General features: G+C 66.8%; 16 protein-coding genes. 5 read left to right on the forward strand and 11 right to left on the reverse strand.

All coding sequences use genetic code 11. The features are described from left to right. Positions 1-39: 39 nt before the first annotated feature. The gene (locus AB4Y74_RS01425; protein WP_441797337.1) at positions 40-1,191 is read right to left on the reverse strand and encodes a cation:proton antiporter; all 1,152 of its coding nucleotides are present in this window, start codon (positions 1,189-1,191) and stop codon (positions 40-42) included. A gap of 69 nt (positions 1,192-1,260) precedes the next feature. Then, entirely contained in the window at positions 1,261-2,364 is a 1,104-nt protein-coding gene (locus tag AB4Y74_RS01430) for a bactofilin family protein (protein ID WP_441797338.1), read from the reverse strand. A 245-nt stretch (positions 2,365-2,609) separates the two neighbouring features. Between AB4Y74_RS01430 and AB4Y74_RS01435 the strand changes: the two genes are divergently transcribed. Next, positions 2,610-3,905: an MFS transporter gene (locus AB4Y74_RS01435; protein WP_441797339.1), complete on the forward strand. Its 1,296-nt coding sequence runs from the start codon at positions 2,610-2,612 to the stop codon at positions 3,903-3,905. Positions 3,906-4,626: 721 nt separating this feature from the next. On the opposite strand, the gene AB4Y74_RS01440 is transcribed toward AB4Y74_RS01435, so the two are convergent. The 3 genes from AB4Y74_RS01440 to AB4Y74_RS01450 all read right to left on the reverse strand — a co-directional run bounded on the left by AB4Y74_RS01440 (position 4,627) and on the right by AB4Y74_RS01450 (position 6,401). Beyond that, entirely contained in the window at positions 4,627-5,367 is a 741-nt protein-coding gene (locus AB4Y74_RS01440; RefSeq protein ID WP_441797340.1) for an ANTAR domain-containing protein, read from the reverse strand. 9 nt (positions 5,368-5,376) lie between these two features. Beyond that, complete coding sequence (locus tag AB4Y74_RS01445; RefSeq protein ID WP_441797341.1) at positions 5,377-6,087, reverse strand: GAF and ANTAR domain-containing protein; 711 nt, start codon at positions 6,085-6,087, stop codon at positions 5,377-5,379. A gap of 146 nt (positions 6,088-6,233) precedes the next feature. Continuing rightward, positions 6,234-6,401: a hypothetical protein gene (locus tag AB4Y74_RS01450; protein WP_441797342.1), complete on the reverse strand. Its 168-nt coding sequence runs from the start codon at positions 6,399-6,401 to the stop codon at positions 6,234-6,236. Between the two features lie 164 nt (positions 6,402-6,565). Between AB4Y74_RS01450 and AB4Y74_RS01455 the strand changes: the two genes are divergently transcribed. Continuing rightward, on the forward strand, positions 6,566-7,666 hold the full coding sequence (locus tag AB4Y74_RS01455) for a fatty acid desaturase family protein (RefSeq protein WP_441797343.1): 1,101 nt from the start codon (positions 6,566-6,568) through the stop codon (positions 7,664-7,666). A gap of 62 nt (positions 7,667-7,728) precedes the next feature. Here the strand turns inward: AB4Y74_RS01455 and AB4Y74_RS01460 are convergent, their stop codons facing one another. Next, positions 7,729-9,075, reverse strand: coding sequence for a lytic polysaccharide monooxygenase (locus tag AB4Y74_RS01460; RefSeq protein ID WP_441797344.1), 1,347 nt, complete (start codon positions 9,073-9,075; stop codon positions 7,729-7,731). Positions 9,076-9,309: 234 nt separating this feature from the next. On the opposite strand from AB4Y74_RS01460, the gene AB4Y74_RS01465 reads away from it, so the two are divergent. Continuing rightward, on the forward strand, positions 9,310-9,543 hold the full coding sequence (locus AB4Y74_RS01465) for an Ig-like domain-containing protein (RefSeq protein WP_441797345.1): 234 nt from the start codon (positions 9,310-9,312) through the stop codon (positions 9,541-9,543). 71 nt (positions 9,544-9,614) lie between these two features. On the opposite strand, the gene AB4Y74_RS01470 is transcribed toward AB4Y74_RS01465, so the two are convergent. The 3 genes from AB4Y74_RS01470 to AB4Y74_RS01480 all read right to left on the reverse strand — a co-directional run bounded on the left by AB4Y74_RS01470 (position 9,615) and on the right by AB4Y74_RS01480 (position 11,871). Beyond that, on the reverse strand, positions 9,615-10,469 hold the full coding sequence (locus AB4Y74_RS01470) for a serine/threonine-protein kinase (protein ID WP_441797346.1): 855 nt from the start codon (positions 10,467-10,469) through the stop codon (positions 9,615-9,617). A gap of 110 nt (positions 10,470-10,579) precedes the next feature. Next, positions 10,580-11,431: an alpha/beta hydrolase gene (locus AB4Y74_RS01475; RefSeq protein ID WP_441797347.1), complete on the reverse strand. Its 852-nt coding sequence runs from the start codon at positions 11,429-11,431 to the stop codon at positions 10,580-10,582. Beyond that, positions 11,422-11,871, reverse strand: a complete 450-nt coding sequence (locus AB4Y74_RS01480; RefSeq protein WP_441797348.1) for a DUF1048 domain-containing protein — start codon at positions 11,869-11,871, stop codon at positions 11,422-11,424. Before AB4Y74_RS01480 ends, AB4Y74_RS01475 begins: the two co-directional genes overlap by 10 nt. A 102-nt stretch (positions 11,872-11,973) precedes the next feature. On the opposite strand from AB4Y74_RS01480, the gene AB4Y74_RS01485 reads away from it, so the two are divergent. Further along, complete coding sequence (locus tag AB4Y74_RS01485; protein WP_441797349.1) at positions 11,974-12,876, forward strand: LysR family transcriptional regulator; 903 nt, start codon at positions 11,974-11,976, stop codon at positions 12,874-12,876. Between the two features lie 26 nt (positions 12,877-12,902). On the opposite strand, the gene AB4Y74_RS01490 is transcribed toward AB4Y74_RS01485, so the two are convergent. Next, the gene (locus AB4Y74_RS01490) at positions 12,903-13,544 is read right to left on the reverse strand and encodes a hypothetical protein (protein ID WP_441797350.1); all 642 of its coding nucleotides are present in this window, start codon (positions 13,542-13,544) and stop codon (positions 12,903-12,905) included. Between the two features lie 396 nt (positions 13,545-13,940). On the opposite strand from AB4Y74_RS01490, the gene AB4Y74_RS01495 reads away from it, so the two are divergent. Then, entirely contained in the window at positions 13,941-15,152 is a 1,212-nt protein-coding gene (locus AB4Y74_RS01495) for a DUF445 domain-containing protein (RefSeq protein WP_441800375.1), read from the forward strand. A gap of 21 nt (positions 15,153-15,173) precedes the next feature. Here AB4Y74_RS01495 and AB4Y74_RS01500 read toward each other — a convergent pair whose 3' ends face one another. Beyond that, positions 15,174-17,564 (reverse strand): MMPL family transporter, encoded by a 2,391-nt coding sequence (locus tag AB4Y74_RS01500; protein WP_441797351.1) that lies wholly within the window; start codon positions 17,562-17,564, stop codon positions 15,174-15,176. Positions 17,565-17,635 lie beyond the last annotated feature (71 nt).

Raw genomic sequence — 17,635 nt, forward strand, 5'->3', positions numbered from 1 at the left:
AGCCGACTCACGTCGGGCACCGATCCAGCCGTCGCTGAGTCAGTGTCCTGCCCGGTCGCCGCGAGCAGGCACCGCCGCGAGACGGCCCAAGGCGAACGCCGCGGCGGCGATGGTCAGCAGCGCACCGACCAGGATCGCCGGACCCTCCCCAGGGAGAAGGGTGGCCGTCTGCACTCCGAGCGTCACGGCGGCCACCGGGACACCGAGTTGACCCGCCGAGGCGACGGTCTGCCTCCACGGCAGCCCGACCGCGCGCGAGGCGCTGTGCGCGATGACGGCTCCGGCGCCGAGCGCCAGCCCCAGCACAAGCATCGCTGGATGGCCGGCGAGACCGCGAATGTCGAGAGACGCGCCCAACCATACGAAGAACAGCGGCCCGAAGAAGCCTTCTGTCATGCCGAACAGTTGCCGTGCGAGACGATGGGGCTCTCCCACCGAGGAAAGCACCAGGCCGAGAGCGAAGCCGGCGAGCATGATGGAGAGCTGTGCCAGCTGAGCTATGGCGGCGAAGACGAACAGCACGAGCAGGCTGAGGCGCAGCTCCAGCGCGAATCGGCGCCGCTCGGAGTAGGCGTGCGCACGTCGCCGGAGACCGGTGCGGCCCAACCAGGACAGGACGAAGACCAGCCCGAGCGATGCTGCAGCGATGGCCAGTGCGCCGACGGCCGCACTGCCCGCGTGCGCGGGACTCACCGCGAACGGGAGGGCGATCACGCACACGATGTCGGCCACGGCGATCTGCGTGACCAGTTGCCCGAAGTTTGCCAGGTTGAGTCCCAGGGAGGTGAGCATCGGCAGGACCACCGCCGCTGAGGACGACGCGAGCACGATTCCGTAGACCGCCGCGTGCCCGGTGCCGAAGACGTCGGCGAGGACGGCCCCCAGGGCGGCGGAGGCGATTCCGGCCGCGGCTGCGCCGGCCACCCCGAGTGCTCCTGTCCGGGATCGCAGGCGCGGGTCGCGCACTGGGATCTGGGACCCGACGACCACCATGGTCAGCCCGAACCCGATGTTTGCGAGGAGTTGGAGGTCCGGGGCGCGCGGATCGATGAGGCGGAGCCCGGTGTCGCCGACGAGTACTCCGCCCGCCAGCTCGCCGACCACCACCGGAACATGCCAGACGTTGCGTGCTGAGAGCAGCGGCCCGATCAGGCCGATCGCGACGATGAGCGCCAATGATGCCGGAGTCATGACGCGAATGTCTCATCGACGTCGGCGCTGGCTCTGGTACCCACTGTCGCACCGTAACGGATGTGCCGCTCAGCCGTGAGGTGGAGTCGAGTGCTGCGTAGTCATGGACGGTTCCACCGTCCTTCTCCATGGTGCTTGCCGACGGAATTCGAGGAGCTGGGCGCCCAGGCCGAAGAAGACCATCGCCAGCCACACCAGGATGTTGAGCCAAGGGATCTGCAGGGCCACGATCAGGATGAGGCCGCCGAGGAACGAGGTGAGCACGGGGGGATGGTTGCCGCGGAGTACGAGCCGGCCGAGGTAGTGGGCGCTGAACAGGAATGTCGCGAGAGTGAGTCCTGTCCACACCAGGAGGCCCGCGAGCGCGAGGGGAGCCCCGATGATGGTCACCAGCAGGAAGAGCAGCGCGAAGGGGACGACGATCGCCGCGACGAATCCGACCAGGAGGGCACGCCACGGGGACGGGAGCAACTGGTCTGTTACCCGCTGCAACCACCCGGGGATGAGCAGGCCTGCGGCGACCGTGATGAGGCTGAGTGCGATCAGGGCGTACAGCAACCCCAGCACCCATCCGAACAGGACGGCCCAGGGGGAGATCTCGACGGTCGGCGACCGCTGAGGCTGCACATGACTGACGGTGCCACCGACCGCTCCCTGCGCGATGCGTGCGGTGTTCTGGCTGGAGTAGGTGACGTCCCCGCCCACCGCGCCATCGATCGTGAGGCTGGAGGCACTGACCTGCAGATCCCTTCCGATGTCACCCGAGACCCTCAGTGAGCTCCCCGCCGCCACGAGGTCGTCGCCGATCGCCCCGCTGTCGGCCAGCACGAGACTCGAGGCGAAAACAGTGCCGCTCCGGCTGACACCGCCGGTGATGGTCACATTCTGCGCGGCGAGCCGGATGTTGCCGTCTACGGTGCCGGCGATGGTGATCGTCTGCGCGGCCGCGATCACGTCGCCGCGGACGTTGCCGCTGATGGTGACGCTCTGCCCTGCGGCGTAGACGTCACCGTCGATAGGCCCGGAAACATCGATGGCGACGCCACTGTAGAAGTGCGGTCCTTGTGTGCCGCCAGCCGCAGCGGACCAGGGTGCGGCGGCGGATGCGCCGCCGATTCCCAGGAGCAGGAAGGCGGCTACGGCTGTAACGGCAGCCAGTCGTCGAGCGGTCATGTCGGACGTCCCCCGGTCTGCGGCGGAGCCACCGCATGCTCACCCTCACCGCATCCGGTCTCGGGTCATAGGGTCGGAGGTCCTGCGCGCATCCAGGCTGCTCCGTACGGCCCGATGAAGGTACGCACCGCGGACTATCGCCGACGTTGGCACTCGATGCGTGCGCATCGGCCGTTGCCGTGCCCACCCGCTCGGGTCCATCATGCCGTGGTGACGAGTCGGGATGAACCGATCGGTCGCCGGTCATGAACCCGGCGGCTCGTCGAGTGCAGGGCGTCTACCTGACCCTGATGCTCGGCAACACGCTTGCCGCGTCGTTGATCTGGGGAATCAACACGCTCTTCCTGCTCGACGCCGGACTCTCGAACTTCGAGGCCTTCGCCGCGAACGCGTTCTTCACCGCCGGCATGGTGATCTTCGAAATCCCGACAGGCGTCGTCGCCGACACGGTCGGACGGAAAGCGTCGTACCTGCTGGGCACGATCACCCTGTCGGTGACGACAGGCCTGTACTGGATGCTGTGGCTCTGGCATGCGCCGTTCGTCTGGTGGGCGATCGTGTCGGTACTGCTGGGCCTGGGCTTCACGTTCTTCTCCGGCGCGGTGGACGCCTGGCTCGTCGACGCGCTGGCGTTCGCCAAGTACGCCGGGAGTCTCGAGGCCGTGTTCGGCCGCGGCCTGGTCGTCACGGGGATCGCGATGTTCGTCGGATCGGTCCTGGGCGGCATCATCGCGCAGGCGACCAATCTCGGCGTGCCGTTCCTGCTGAGAGCCGGAGTGCTGGTGGTCATGCTGGTGTTCGCCGCCGTCGTGATGAAAGACTTGGGCTTCACGCCCGACCACTCGATGCGCCCGCTCGCGGCGACGAGGAACGTGCTGAAGCAATCGATCGATCACGGGCTGCGGAAACGGTCGGTGCGGTGGATGATCCTGTCGGCGCCGTTCGCCTCCGGCGTCGGGATCTACGCCTTCTACGCGCTCCAGCCGTACCTGCTCGAGCTCTACGGAGACAAGACGGCGTACTCGATCGCCGGGCTTGCGGCTGCCATTTTGTCGTTGGCGCAGGTGGCGGGCGGCGTGCTCGCCTCGCGTATCCGGAGGCTGTTCGCCAAACGCACCACGACGGTGATCGGGGCGTCGCTGGTGAGCATCCTGGTTCTCGTGGCGCTGGGGGTGACCAGTCTGTTCTGGTTCGCCGTCATCTGCCTGGTGATCTGGGGTTTCGTGTTCGCGGTGGCCGGGCCGGTTCGCCAGTCCTACCTGAACGACATGATCCCGTCGAAGCAGCGTGCGACCGTATTGTCGTTCGACTCGCTGTTCGGCAGCCTCGGAGGGGTCTTCATCCAGCCGGCGCTCGGACGCGCGGCCGACCTCTGGGGCTACGGCACGTCGCTCGTCATCGGCGGAGCAGTCCAGCTGATCGGCATCCCTTTCCTGTTCGCCAGCCGGCGCCAGAACGACCCGGCTGACACCAAGACGGCGCAGACGGACTCGGCGCCGGTCGAGCCGGGAGCTGCAGCGGCGGACGGCCCGGACGCCTGAGCTGCGCCGCTTCCGAGTTCTTCTTTCCGGGCTCGGTCGCAGGGTACGCGCGTACTCTTCGATACAGATGGCCCACTAGAGGGCCTGAAAAGAGGTGGCGAAATGGCCACCACGCAGACCCCCGTTCACGCCGGTTGATGGAATTGACCGGAGAACGAGGTGGACCATGTCGGACCGGCTATTTCCTGAAGAGTCCCCGGAGCGCACCGAACGTCGGATCGAGGCCGCGTGGGCTTCGCTGAAGTCGACGCGCGCGAATGACCCCGAGAGGATTCAAAAGGCTCATGACGCGTACTTGCTGGACCCGACCGACGAGGAAGCCCCCTAGGGGCGTCATCGTCGGACGGTGAGTCCGGGAGCGATCCCGGGTAGACGAGGGCTCAGTGTTCGGGTCACCGAGCCCTCGTCGTTGGAGGGTTGCAACTCCCGATCTGCGACCCCAGGCAACGGGGACGCAGACGTCTGTGGTATCGCTGAAATCTGCTGTCGAGGCCCGGATGGCGGACGTACCCGAAACGACGGCCATCCGGGCCAGGCTCGAGGCGCGCCGAACAAAATCGGGGACTTTGACGCCAAGGTCTGGGGCGATCGCCTAAATGATCGCACCGATTCCGACCGGGCGCCAGGGATCAGCATGTATCCGGGGTTCTATTCCCGGGTCGGGTGCCCTTGCCGCCAGCTCGGTCAGGTTCGTCCCGCGCTGCACGTCCGGACGGGCTCGTCAGGGGGCGAAAGACTTCGTCTCGTCCGAGGCGCCGAAAGGATGCTCAACGATCTGGCGCGCCACTTCGGAGAGGCGGGTACGCGAGTTCCGAGCCCGGGCCCGGATGAGCTGGAACGCGGTGTCCATGTCCACGTTCTGGGTGTGAGCTATCACGCCCTTGGCCTGCTCGATGATGACTCTGCTGTCCAAGGCATGCTGTAGCTGACTCCGGGCGAGGTCCGCTTCCCGCAATGAGCGTTCGTGGAGAATGCCGATCGTTGCACCGTCGGCGAGGGCCCGGGCGGAGACGGCGTCATCCGCTGAGAAGCCGCCGGTGCGATCTCTGAACAGGTTGAGTGAGCCGATGGTTTCCTTCCGTAGCCGTAGAGGGATGGCATGCATCGAGGCGTAACCCGATTCGGCGGCGGCGATCGCGAAGGAGGGCCAACGTGCGTACGTACTGGCGATGTCGTCCACGGTGACGAGCAGGCCGGTCCGGTACGCGTCGACACAGGGTCCTTCGCCCTCGCCGAGTTGCAGGAGACCGATGAGGTGGCTGCGCTCGCTGCTGGATGCGGCGACTTCGAGCTCGCCTGCAGAGTTGGGGAGCAGGATGCCGGCGTCGGTGGCGTCGAGAAGGGAGGAACAGAGCTCGACGACCGTGTGGAGGAGGTCCACCACGTCGTACTCGTCGACCATGGTGTCGGCGAGGGTGACGAACGCTTCGGCGAGTTGCCGTTCCTTGCTTTGGGCCCTCATGTCCTCACCCTAGTCGCGGTCCCCCGTGTCGTCTTGGGTGAACGTGATTCGCCGGGCCACGACATCCGCCGCGACTTCGCGAACGGGGCGGTCGAGCGTGAATGCGTGTGCGTGGAGCAGGGCTTGCGCGTCTTCCGCGTTGACACGCATCTGGGCAATGATCATGCCGGTTGCCTGGTGAATTTCTCGTCTGGAGTATGTGGCGGGCTCCGTGTCGTCGCGGTCGACGGGTTGCAGGCGCCGGATCACCTGCCGGGCCACGTGGGTCGCCGCAAGGTCGGCCAGTGCGGATGCTCGCGCGATCAACCTCGGCCCCAAGGCCGTGGGCGTGGTGGCGTACAGGTCGACGGCCCCGACGTTCAGCGCCCCGATCGCCAGGGGAAAGGCGTACAACGAGCGAATCCCGGTGGCGCGGATCGCGGCGCGCAGCAGCGGCCATCCAGACTCTGTCGGCTCGTGGAGGTCGTCGTCCACGACGGGGGCTCTGGTTCTGAGCGCGTCCCAGCACGGTCCGGCGCCAAAGTCGAGCTGCAGTTCGTCCAGACGCGCCGCCTGGCTATCCGATGCGCAGATCGTTTCGGATCCGAACGGTGCGCCCAGTGTCGAGATGGCGGCATGCGCCACCGGCAGCGCGTTCAGGAACGATAGGCACAGGTTGGATCCATTTTCCGACGCCATGGAGAGGGCGATTGCGGCTTCGGTGAACGCATCGTCAGACATCGTGTGCTCGTGACAAAGACGTCGAAACTCGAGTGAGTCGGATGGTGTCCTCCTGACCGGCACCGGCAGAGAGCTCTGCCGGTAGAGCGGTCTGGGTCCAGGACCCTATCACCGATAGTTTACGCCGCACCCCCGGTGGCAGGGGGTCAAACGGACTTGTTCTTGCGCGCGTTGCGTCGGACGAACCCGAAGATCAGGGTTCCGATGAAGAGGATGATTCCGATGATGGCCAGCCAGAGGAGGCCATTGATCGCGAACCCGACGACGGCCAGGATCGCCCAGACAACCAGGAGGATCACGATTACTGTCAGCATGCTGCTCACGCTACCCGCGTATGGGCGGGGGAACGACGGGTGCGGGAAGCCGATTCTCGCCGAACCGGAGATGATTCACGGGTAGCGCGGAACCGCGCGAGCGTACGATGATGACAGCGGCGGCCATGACCTCGACGCCATGAGCAAACGGATCGGGCGCTGCCATGTCTGAGGTCTTCGTCAGTCAGCCGACACCGCCACAACCATCCAGTGGCGAGTACACAGCCCTCGCCGCCATCATCCGGGACTCGGGTCTGCTCCGACGCCGGTACGGCTACTACTGGAGCAAGCTGGCCTTGGTTCCCCTGACCACCGGCGCCCTGGTTATCGCCTTCGTGCTCATCGGGGACAGCTGGTGGCAAATTCTCACCGCGGTCGCGTTCGCTTTCCTCTTCACCCAGATTGCGTTCTTGGGGCACGACGCCGCGCACCGGCAGATCTTCCGATCCGGCCGATGGAATGACTGGGTGAGCTTGATCGTCGGTGACTTGTTCGTCGGCATGAGCTATGGCTGGTGGCAGCACAAGCACACGCGGCACCATGCCAACCCGAACCAAGAGGGGGCTGACCCGGACATCGAGTTGCCGGTGATCGCGTTCACTCCTCGGCAAGCGGCACGCCGCCCCGTGGCCCTGCGCTGGCTGATTGGCCATCAGGGTTGGTTCTTCTTCCCGATCCTGCTTCTGGAAGGGCTGTCCCTGCACGCCTCGAGTGTGCGGCGGGTGTTCGCTCGGGAGCCTGTCAAGCGCAGGCCGGTGGAGATTGCGTTCCTCGTGGTCCGGATCGCCGGGTACCTCGCTCTGGTGTTCCTGGTGCTGTCGCCGGGTAAGGCTGCGGTGTTCTTAGCGGTGCAGCTCGGCCTGTTCGGCTTTTACATGGGGATGTCGTTCGCGCCGAACCACAAGGGAATGCCGCTCGTGTCCCATGATGTGAAGCTCGACTTTCTGCGTCGGCAGGTGCTGATGAGCCGCAATATCCGCGGCAATCGTGTACTGGACTTCATGATGGGCGGTCTGAATTACCAGATCGAACACCACTTGTTCCCGTCAATGCCGCGACCACACCTGCGGCGTGCGGCCCCCACCATCCGCGCATATTGCGACGACCACGGCGTGCAGTACACCCAGACCGGGCTACTTCGGTCGTACGCCATTGTCACTCGTCACATCAACCGGGTAGGGCTGGGAGACAAAGATCCGTTCAGCTGCCCTCTGCTGGAGTTGCGGCAGACGCCCGCCCTGCCCGTACCGCCGCCGAAGGGCTAGGCGGGCGCCGCACCGAACTGGTTCTCCGGGTCAGACTCCCTTCCGGTCCGCTATCGGTCGTCTTAGTGGTGGCGCTTCCAGAGGGATGGTGCGTTGATCCAGTTGGGGTCGCCGTTGCCGGTGTGGGTTTGGACGGCTTGGTAGGTGTGGCCGCGGTGGGTTACGCGATCCCCCTTTGTGTACGTGCGGGTGGGGTTCCATTCCGCAGAGGCGCCGGTCTCGGTGGCCGGCTTGGTGGTGGCCCGGAACGGGGTGGACGTGTTGGCGTTGCCGGAGGCGTCGTGCGCGGTCACTCGGTAGAGGTAGGTCGTGGCCGGGGTGAGGTTCACGTCGGTGAAGGTGGGTTTGGTGGACGTTCCCACGGGAGCCCAGCGCTCAGGCGTGGCGGCGTCGGTGCGGGCGATGCTGTAGTGATCAACGCCCACGTTGTCGCTCGCGGCGGTCCACATCAGGTCCACGGTGTTGGCGGTGGTCTTCATGGTGTGGATCATGGTCGGTGCCGTCGGGGGTTGGTTGTCCGTGGCTGGAACCGTGGTGGTGCGCGCGGTGATGGCATCGGAGATGGGGGAGACGTTCCCGGCTCCGTCGTAGGCGGCCACGGTGTACCGGTAACCGGATTCCGGGGTCAGGCCGGTGTCGGTGTACGCGGTCGAGGTGGTGGTGCCGACTCTGATGCCGTCGCGGTAGACGTGGTACCCGTTGACGCCGATGTTGTCGGTGGCGGCGGCCCAAGAGAGCGACACAGAGGATGAGGTCGCACCGGGGGAGCGCAGCTGCTTCGGCGTCGCGGGGGCCTGACTGTCCACAATCGCTTCCCCGGTCACATTGATGTCGATCACGTTGTAGAACGCGTTGCTGGTGTCGGCGATGTCCCACACTGCGTAGATCACGTGGTACCCGGTGCGATCGGCGGGGATATCGAGGACGTGGGAGGGGTTCGTGGAGGCGGCCGTTCCGTCATGCCGGACGGTCTGCAGCAACTCGAAGTCCCCGCGGTCGAGTGGATCGTTCGGGTCCCAGCCGACCTTGGTGAGGTAGTAGCGCCACTCGGCGGTCGAATGCGGTGCCGTGAAGTGCCAGGAAACCGTGTTCGCTCCTGGTCGTACCGTGTTCTTCACCCAGCGAGTGGCGGACTGCTCATCCAGCGTCCCACCGAACAAGCCACCCGCCGACGCCAGCCGCCCATCGGCCGGCCCTCCGGCCGGGAACCCCTTCGGTGCCTCCAGGCTCTGCGGTTCGTATGCGACCGAACCCAGTCCGGTGTTCTGTGTGAGGGCCGCGCGAGCGACAAGTCCCGAGCCGTGCCCGCCCACATAGCCGTGCCCATGTGCGGCCACCGCGACGCCGCCCACAGCCACAGCAACCGCGCAACCCGTTGCTACCACTGCGACAACATTTCTCGCCATCATGAACTCCATTCCTCGTATCTAGATACCAGTATGTCTATATATGTCTGAGCGCAGACCGGGCATGTTCTGAGTGATGGCTGGGGCCCCGTTGTCGGAAAAGACTGCATATTGCCCCGAACCTGGTGAGTGCTACCCTCGGCCGCATCGGGCTCGAGGGGAGTCGGTGCGCAGTCCGACGGGTTCGCCCCGTCCTCCTCCCCCAGCGCGACCACGTTCGTCGCTGGGACGCCGCCGGTGGATGGATTATCAGCCGGGACTCCGGATGGATCTGGTGATATCCCGCTGACCGGGGTCGGCGTCGCGGACGGCAGGGTGACCGTCAAGGACGCGTCCGGCTCGACGGTCGGGACGGCCACGGTCGACGGCTCCGGTAACTGGTCCGTGATGATTCCCAGCGGCACGGTTCCGCCGCTGTCGACCATCCAGTCGGTGGGCGGCGTCGAGTCCATTCCGGTGCAGTTCAACTAACTCCCCACCGCTGCCGCTCGGCGCTGCATCCCGCAGGGCGCCCGCGCTTCACGGCTCAGGCGGCCGCACGCTCACGCAGGCTCGTGTTCCCGGTCCGCGCGCAGGGCGCCTCGCGCGGCGGTCGCGACGTCCGCAGCGGACGGCCTCTGCGACGCGTCAGTGTGTGTCATCGACCGGATGAGCTCGCGCCAGCGCTCGGGGATGTCGTCGGGCGTCTCTGGATCGCGCTCCAGTCGTGCGAGCGCGGATTCCACGGGCGTCCCTCGAAACGCGACGGTCCTCGTGAAGCACTCGAGCAGGACGAGGCCGAGCGAATAGATGTCCGACGCCGGCGTCAGAGTCTCGTTCCGCACCTGCTCGGGGCTCAAGTAGGCGGCGGTTCCGAACGTCTCCTCCTCGGACTCTTGAGGGCGCGTCGCGTGGATGGCGATGCCGAAGTCCGTCAGCCTCGCCCGCGGACGCGAGAACCGGGTGCCGTAGTCGACGATCATGATGTTCGTCGGCGTCACGTCGCGATGGATGACGCCACGAGCATGAACGTATTCGAGCGTCTCGGCGACCTCGAACGCGACCTCGCCGATCTGCCGGGTCGTGAGGGGACCTGCGTTCAGCTCGGCGCGGAGCGTGTCGCCGTCGACGAGTTCGATGACCAGGAAAGGGCGGGGGTCTTTGGGTGACGAGTCGTCGACGCCCGCGTCCAGGATCGACACGACACCGTGGTGGCGGAGGCCGGCGAGCACGCCCACCTCGGTCCGGAACCGTGCAAGGTCGTCGTGTTTCCCCGAAGAGAACAGCTTGATCGCCACGTCGCGGCTCAGGTTCTCGTCGCGAGCACGGAAGACCATCGAGGAGCCGCCCCTCGCGAGCAGCCGCTCCGGCCGATACCTTCCGAGCAGCAGCGGGACCGGGGTCTCGAGTTTGTTCACTTCAACATCTTCCGGCATTCCCGCCGCCGACGCCGCCAGTAGACCCCGGCGCAATCCAGGGGTATGGCGTCGTCAGTTGCGGGCGTCCCGCTGCTGAACCACTGCGGTGCCTAGGATGGCGTCCCGGCGTGGCGCTGAACGAATTCGAGCGCCTCGTCGGCGACCCCGCGCCAACCCGAATCGATGATCAGCGAGTGTCCGCGACCAGGGATGACGACGAGCTCGGTCACTCCCGGGTTCTTCTGCTGGATGCGGTACTCGTTCTCGACCACGGACGGCGGGACGGTGTGGTCCTCCGCCCCCGCGATGAGCAGCAGCGGCCCCCGGTCGTGATTGTCGGTGACCACCTTGGTCTCGGCGAACGGGTTGAAGTTCGCGGTCGCCGCCTGGAAGATCGGCACACCCGACGCCGGCACGTGGTACTTCTCGTACAGGGCCCGACCCTCGTCCTCGGAGACGGCGTTGGTCCAGCCGTAAGCGAACTGCTCGTACGTGAGGGTGACTCCGTGCTTGGTGTGAGTGAACTTCAGCAGCGCCGGGGCCCCCGATTTGAGCGCGGACAAGGGCAAAGCGGTCACGCCCTTGAATTGGGCGGCGTCGATCGCCACGGTCACCGTGTTCTTCGACTCTCCCGCGAGCTTTTGGGCGATCAGCCCCCCGAAGCTGTGCCCGATCACCACGGGCGCCTGGTCGAGGGCGTCGATCGCCTCCGCGTAGTGGTCGGTCACCTGCCGGACCATCTTGCCGGCGAACGCGTCCGGATCGGCCTTGGCCTGCTCCACCGTCTCCGGGTCGTCGGGCCACCCGGGTGCGAGCGTCGCGAATCCCTGCTCTTCGAAGAGCGACCGCCACGGCTGCCAACTGCTGGAGAGCAGCCAGAGTCCGTGGATGAACATCACGGGGATGCGTCCGGATGCGTTGGCGGCGTCGATCTCGTCGCGCTCGGCGGGGGTCAGGGGCATTGTGGGTCTCCTTCAGGACGAGGAACCGGGGTGCGCGACGAAGCGTCACGCTGGCCCGAAGTCTGCTGGGCCGCACCGCTCTCGCACAAGACCCGGGGGCCAGATGTCCCCTCGGCCAGAGCCCGCGTCAGGAGGTCCTGCGCGCGGAGCAGAGTGTCACCGTGGTAGTTGCTCAGGAACTCCTCGACGAACGTGGCGGGGTCGTCGCCGACGATCACGCGGACCGGCACCGTCAGGGCAGCGCTCTGCTCGAACAGGTCGGCGAGATCGTCGAACATTCTCGCGGCCTCGTCACCCTCCGCCCGCCCGAATGCCAGGAGGTACTGCTCGATGGCCTGCACCATCGGACGGTAGCTTTCCGGCAGTGTCGCCGCGCGGGCCCGGTAGTCGCTCCAGCGCCCGTCGTCGATGTCCACAGCCCGTAACTGGGTGATCAGCATGTCGACTCCCTCTGTCTGCCCCCAGCCTGTTATCACTGAAGGGCTCCATCAACGACGAATCCGGATATGATCGTTGACCTGTACGTTCGCGATGGGTGGTCCATGGAACTGCGCGATATCGAGATCTTCTTGACGCTCGCGGACGAGTTGCACTTCGGTCGCACGGCGGATCGACTGCACATCTCCGTCTCCCGAGTGAGTCATGTCATTCGCTCTCAGGAGGTTGCCCTCGGCGCCAGGTTGTTCGATCGAACCAGCCGCCGAGTTGTCCTCACTCCGGTGGGCGAGACTTTGAAGGCGGGCCTGCGACCCGCATATGACGCCCTTCAGCGCGCCATCGCCGACGCGGCTGCGCTCGCGCAGCGGTCGACGGAGACGATCACGATCGGCGCCATGGGTGCCCAGATCCACGACCTCGAGCCGGTCCTTCGCGCGTTCCGGGACCTGCATCCTCTCGCCGACGTCCGTTTCCGGGAGGTGTTCTTCACCGACCCGTTCGAGCAGCTCCGGCAGCGTGAAGTGGATCTCGTGACCGCGTGGCTGCCCGTGCACGACGAAGATCTGGGGGTCGCCTGCGTGCTGCGCGAAGAGCCGCTCAACCTGCTCGTCCCCTCAGACCACCCGCTCGCCAGCCGATCGGCGGTCAGCATCGAGGATCTGGCTGACCTCGCCGTTCCGGCAATCCGCGGACCGGGCGAGTGGCTTGCGACGCTGGTGCCGGCGGTGACCCCGTCAGGTCGCGAAATACGACGTGCCCACGAAGTCACGACCTATTCCGAGGTTCTCGCGCTCGTGGCCGCTGGAGAGGCGGTTTGCCCCGTTCCTGACGAGGGCCGCCGCTACTACCCCTGGCCTGGTGTGTCCTACGTGCCGTTTTCCGACGCGGAACCGGTGCGGTGGGCACTCATCGCGCGACGAGACCGCATGCGCCCGATCGTCGACGACTTCGTCCGCATTGCCCGGAGCGTCAGCGCTGTCGGGCATGAAGGGGTATCCAGTCTGTGAAACACGGTGTCTGCCGCGGCGCGCCATCAGACGAAGCCGACGGCTCGCTGGGTTTCCGGAAGCAGGGACGGAGAAAGGCGCCAGCCGTGATTCTCGTCGATCCAGGTGTGCGCGCCCGACTCGATACCGTCGATCATCCAACCGACGAGGGTGCAGATCGATCGGGCCTTCCATAGGCGCTCGGTCCCAGGGACGCCGAACTCTTCCGTCCGATACCGCAGGCGCGGGGGTCGAGGCCCTGGCTCGAGGCACTCGACTGCGCACCCGAGGTTGTCATCCACCAGCCGGAGCCATCCTGTCCCGGCTCCGAAGGATGGCAGCGGTTCGGCCGAGTCGAATCCGAAGAGCCTGTAGCTGTCGATCGCGGCCTCGAGTGACTGCATGTCGAACCGGGGAAGTGCAAGCCGACTAGCGGGGCCGGCGGCGAGGTTCCGGCCATTGTGCCATCCGAACCAGGCGACGACTTCGTCCGGGGCGGTCAGCCCCACTTCAGCCAATCGAACGCGGACCGCGTGTTCGGAAAGCCCGGTGTTCAGCCAGTTCTGGACAGGAACGCCAACCCGAATCAGGCGCTCCTCCAGCGCCGACAGCAGGTCAACCAGGACAGCCGCTCCGGCCGGCGCGATCTCAGGACCGTCAGGGGTGTCGACGTACACGCGCCCGGTCATGGTCGGCCTCCGCTGTATTCAAGGGTGAGCTTCGATCGGATCGTATCGACCAGGATCCCATGACTTCAGCCCCCCGATCGGGTAGCCAGCGTGCACGACCCCCGCGAGCAGCAACACAGGGATGAGGATGTCCATGCCGGCGAGGCTAGACCGGAGCCTCCATCAGGGAATCGGGCCTGAATGAACTATTGATGAACTCCGGCTGAGTATTTCTCCGGTCCGACGGCGACTCGATTACTCGCCAGAGCGTGAGTACGGTGGGGGTCCACCAATATTCATGCCGGGGAGGTTCGGGGTGCGCATCCAGAACGCCGTCGTCACCGTTCATGAAGTCGGGCGCCGGCTCGCGTGACGGCTCTTCCGACCGACGCCGAACGCCGCCTCGCCTTGCGGCGGATGAAAGCGCTCGCGACCAGCCTGCTCGCCGTGGCCGCCGTCGTGTTCTCCGTTGCGTTCGCGCTGCAGGACCGCTACCCCTGGCTCGGGTTCGTGCGCGCCGCCGCCGAAGGCGCGATGGTGGGAGCGCTTGCCGACTGGTTCGCGGTGACCGCACTGTTCCGGCATCCCCTCGGGCTGCGGATCCCGCACACGGCCATCATCCCGAACCGCAAGGACGAGATCGGGGCGAGCCTCGGCGAGTTCGTGGAGACCAACTTCCTCTCCGACCAGGTGGTCGCCGGCAAGCTGGGCACGATCGACCTCGCCGGCGCGGCCGCCGGCTGGCTCTCCGAGCCGCAGAACGCACGCCGGGTGGTTGCGGAGTCTTTCCGCGGCATCACCGGGCTCGCCGCCCTGATCGACGACGAACGGATGCGCGAGGCGATGGAGGCGGTCGTGCGCACACACCTCGTCGCGCCGTTGTGGGGTCCGCCGCTCGGGCGGCTCGGCGCTCGAGTGCTCAGCTCCGGCGGGCATCGCGACGCGGTCGACCTCCTGCTCGACCGCCTGGATGAGTGGCTCGCGGCCAACCCCGAGGCGTTCGGACCGGTGGTGTCGCGTCGTCTCCCGTCGTGGTTGCCGTCGTTCGTGGACCGGGTGATCGACGAGCGCCTCCACACGGAGGCGCGCCGGTTCGTCCGCGAGATGCGCGACGACCCCGACCACCGGCTCCGTCGCTCGCTGGATGAGTACCTCATCCAGTTCGCCGACCGGCTGCAGCACGACGCGGCGACCATCGAACGACTGGAGGCGGCGAAGGGGCGCGCCTTCGACGATCCACGAATCCGCGAGCTCGCTGCCTCCACCTGGGCGGCCGCGCGTACCGCGGCGATGGACGCCCTCTCCGACGAGGACGGTGAATTGCGGCGTCGCGCGGAGGCATTCGTCGCCGATGTCGCCCGGCGTGTCCTGGCGGATGACGAGCTGAGGGCATCCCTCAACACGCGCCTGACCGACGCCGCCCTGCACCTCGTGACGAGCTACCGCAGCGACATCGCGCACGTCATCACGGAGACCGTGCAGTCCTGGGACCCGGCCGAGACGACCGACAAGATCGAGACCCAGGTCGGCCGCGACCTCCAGTTCATCCGCATCAACGGCACGGTCGTCGGCGCGCTCGCGGGACTGGCGATCTACAGCGTGGCCACTGGCATCTCGGCGCTGCTCTAAGCCGCCGTGCCCCTCAGGACGTCAGGTGTGGTGGCGGCGCTCGAGGGCGGCGCCCTCTACATCGACGTTGGGGAGGATGCGGTCGAGCCAGCGCGGGATCCACCACGCGGAGCGGCCGAGCAGGTGCATGAGCGCCGGCATGAGCAGCATCCGGACCAGGAAGGCGTCGACGAGCACGCCGAACGCCAGGCCGAAGCCGATCGAGCGGATCATCGTGGACTCGCTGAAGACGAACCCGCCGAACACCGAGATCATGATCAGAGCGGCTGCGGTCACGACGGTACGGCCGGCCCGGAAGCCCTTCGCGACCGCCAGCCGTGCGGATGCGCCGTGCACATAGGCTTCGCGCATCCCGGACGCCAGGAACAGTTGGTAGTCCATCGCCAGGCCGAACAGGATGCCGACGAGGATCACGGGCAGGAAGCTCAGGATGGGCCCGGTGTGGATGCTCAGCGCGTCGGCGCCCCAGCCCCACTGGAACAGCGCCGTGATGGCACCGTAGGTCGCGAACAGCGACAGGATGAATCCACCGGTTGCGATGAGCGGGACGAGCAGTGAGCGGAACACCAGGATCATGATCAGCAGCGACAGGCCGACCACCACCAGGAGGTAGAGCGGCAGCACGGCGGCCAGGTTCGCGGAGATGTCGAGGTTGATCGCGGTCTGACCGGAGACGCCCAGGTGGATGTCGTCGTCGACCGGGCCCAGTTCGCGGAGCGCGCCGACCAGCTTCTCGGTCGAGACGCTGTTCGGGCCCTCGGCCGGAACGACTTGGAACGCCATCAGCTCGTGGTCGTCGGAGACCGCGATGGGAGCGACGGCCACCACATCCTTCTGGTCGGCGAGCACCCGGGCGATGTCGAGCTGGGTGGAGGTGACCTTGTCGTCGGGCAGTCCCGCGGGGACGTTCGCCGTCACGAGCAGCGGGCCGGTGGCTCCGGCCCCGAACGAGTTCGACGTCTGCATGAAGGCGTCGTACGTCGTCGAGCCGACCGGCTCGGAGGATCCGTCCGGCAGTCCGACCCGCATCGAGAGCGCGGGGATGGCGACGATCAGCAGCACAGCCGTGCTGGCGAGGACCGTCAGCACCGCGCGCGCTGTCGACATGGGCTTGGCTTTGGTGTCGTCGGGATTGACCTGGCCCACCTTTGCGCGTGCCCGCTTGCTGAGCACCCGGGTACCCAGCAGTCCGAGGAGTGCCGGGGTGAGGGTGATGGCGATGAGCACGGCCAGGATCACGGCGATGGCGCCGACCGTGCCCATCAGGCCGAGGAAGGGCACGCCGGTGACGTTCAGCGCGAGCAGCGCGACGACGACCGTGGTGCCGGCGAAGACGACGGCGTTGCCGGAGGTGCCGTTGGCGAGGCCCACCGACTCCTTCGGCTCGGCGCCCTCGAGGAGCTGTCTGCGGTGCCGTTTGACGATGAAGAGCGAGTAGTCGATGCCGACGGCCAGACCGAGCATGATCGCGAGTACGGGCGTGACCGACGCCATCTCGACCACTCCCGAGAAGGCGAGCGATCCGAGGGCCGCCACGGCGACGCCGAAGAGGGCCGTGAACAGCGGGAGTGCGGCCGCGACCAGGGAGCCGAGCACCACGATCAGCACGATCGCGGCGATGACCACGCCGACTGCCTCGCCGACGCCGACGATCTGCGGCACGCCCTGGGCGATGTCGGTGGAGAACGACACCGTGGCGCCGTCGATGGGCTTCGACTCGAAGTGCTCGATGACCGCCTGCTTGGAGTCCTCGGACAGTTCCAGCCGGGGCTTGGTGAAGGCGACGTTGACCAGGGCGGTCGAGCCGTCCTTCGATACGACGCGGATCTCGTCGGACAGTTTCAGCAGCTCGGCACCCTGGTCCAGTGCGGCCTGCTTGGTCGTGAGCGTCGCGAGTCCGTCGTCGATGGTGGCTTGCTGCGCATCGAGTTGGGTGGTGGGGGGCCCCGCGGACTGCAGTTGCGCCTTCGCAGCGTCGAGCTGGGTCTGTCCGGCGTCCAACTGGGCGCGTGCCTGGTCGAGCTGGGCCTGCCCGTCGGTGACCTGCTGGTGCCGGGCGGCGCGCTGCGCCTCGGTCTCGAACGGGTCGATGACTTTCGACACGTCGGGAAGGTCACCCGAGTCTTTCACCAGCGCGCTGATCTGGGACCGCTGATCCGCGGTGAGTGCGGAGCCGTCGTCGGTCTGAAAGACGACTGTTCCCGCGGCTCCCGCATAGTCCGGGAGCTTCTTCGTGAGCTGGTCGACGACGGCTCCGGATGCGGTGCCCGGCACATCGAAGCTCGACGCGAGGCCCTTGAAGCCGATCAGGAAGCCGCCGACAGCGATCCCGAGGACGATGATCCACGCGACGATCACACGCCATCCGTGACGCGCCGAGAAAGTGCCCAGCCGGTAGAGCAGTTCTGCCACGAGCATCCCTTCGTCTGCGCCGTTACGGCGCTCGATCGATAATACGCAACGGTCCGTCTCGTTGAATGACG

This window comes from Leifsonia sp. RAF41 (assembly GCF_052114085.1).
GTDB lineage: Bacteria > Actinomycetota > Actinomycetes > Actinomycetales > Microbacteriaceae > Leifsonia.

What these genes read in the sequence shown, in the direction of transcription:
- AB4Y74_RS01425 (WP_441797337.1), bottom strand. Translation starts at nt 1,191, where the DNA reads ATGACTCCGGCATCATTGGCGCTCATCGTCGCGATCGGCCTGATCGGG.
- AB4Y74_RS01430 (WP_441797338.1), bottom strand. Translation starts at nt 2,364, where the DNA reads ATGACCGCTCGACGACTGGCTGCCGTTACAGCCGTAGCCGCCTTCCTG.
- AB4Y74_RS01435 (WP_441797339.1), top strand. Translation starts at nt 2,610, where the DNA reads ATGAACCCGGCGGCTCGTCGAGTGCAGGGCGTCTACCTGACCCTGATG.
- AB4Y74_RS01440 (WP_441797340.1), bottom strand. Translation starts at nt 5,367, where the DNA reads ATGAGGGCCCAAAGCAAGGAACGGCAACTCGCCGAAGCGTTCGTCACC.
- AB4Y74_RS01445 (WP_441797341.1), bottom strand. Translation starts at nt 6,087, where the DNA reads ATGTCTGACGATGCGTTCACCGAAGCCGCAATCGCCCTCTCCATGGCG.
- AB4Y74_RS01450 (WP_441797342.1), bottom strand. Translation starts at nt 6,401, where the DNA reads ATGCTGACAGTAATCGTGATCCTCCTGGTTGTCTGGGCGATCCTGGCC.
- AB4Y74_RS01455 (WP_441797343.1), top strand. Translation starts at nt 6,566, where the DNA reads ATGTCTGAGGTCTTCGTCAGTCAGCCGACACCGCCACAACCATCCAGT.
- AB4Y74_RS01460 (WP_441797344.1), bottom strand. Translation starts at nt 9,075, where the DNA reads ATGATGGCGAGAAATGTTGTCGCAGTGGTAGCAACGGGTTGCGCGGTT.
- AB4Y74_RS01475 (WP_441797347.1), bottom strand. Translation starts at nt 11,431, where the DNA reads ATGCCCCTGACCCCCGCCGAGCGCGACGAGATCGACGCCGCCAACGCA.
- AB4Y74_RS01480 (WP_441797348.1), bottom strand. Translation starts at nt 11,871, where the DNA reads ATGCTGATCACCCAGTTACGGGCTGTGGACATCGACGACGGGCGCTGG.
- AB4Y74_RS01485 (WP_441797349.1), top strand. Translation starts at nt 11,974, where the DNA reads ATGGAACTGCGCGATATCGAGATCTTCTTGACGCTCGCGGACGAGTTG.
- AB4Y74_RS01490 (WP_441797350.1), bottom strand. Translation starts at nt 13,544, where the DNA reads ATGACCGGGCGCGTGTACGTCGACACCCCTGACGGTCCTGAGATCGCG.
- AB4Y74_RS01495 (WP_441800375.1), top strand. Translation starts at nt 13,941, where the DNA reads ATGAAAGCGCTCGCGACCAGCCTGCTCGCCGTGGCCGCCGTCGTGTTC.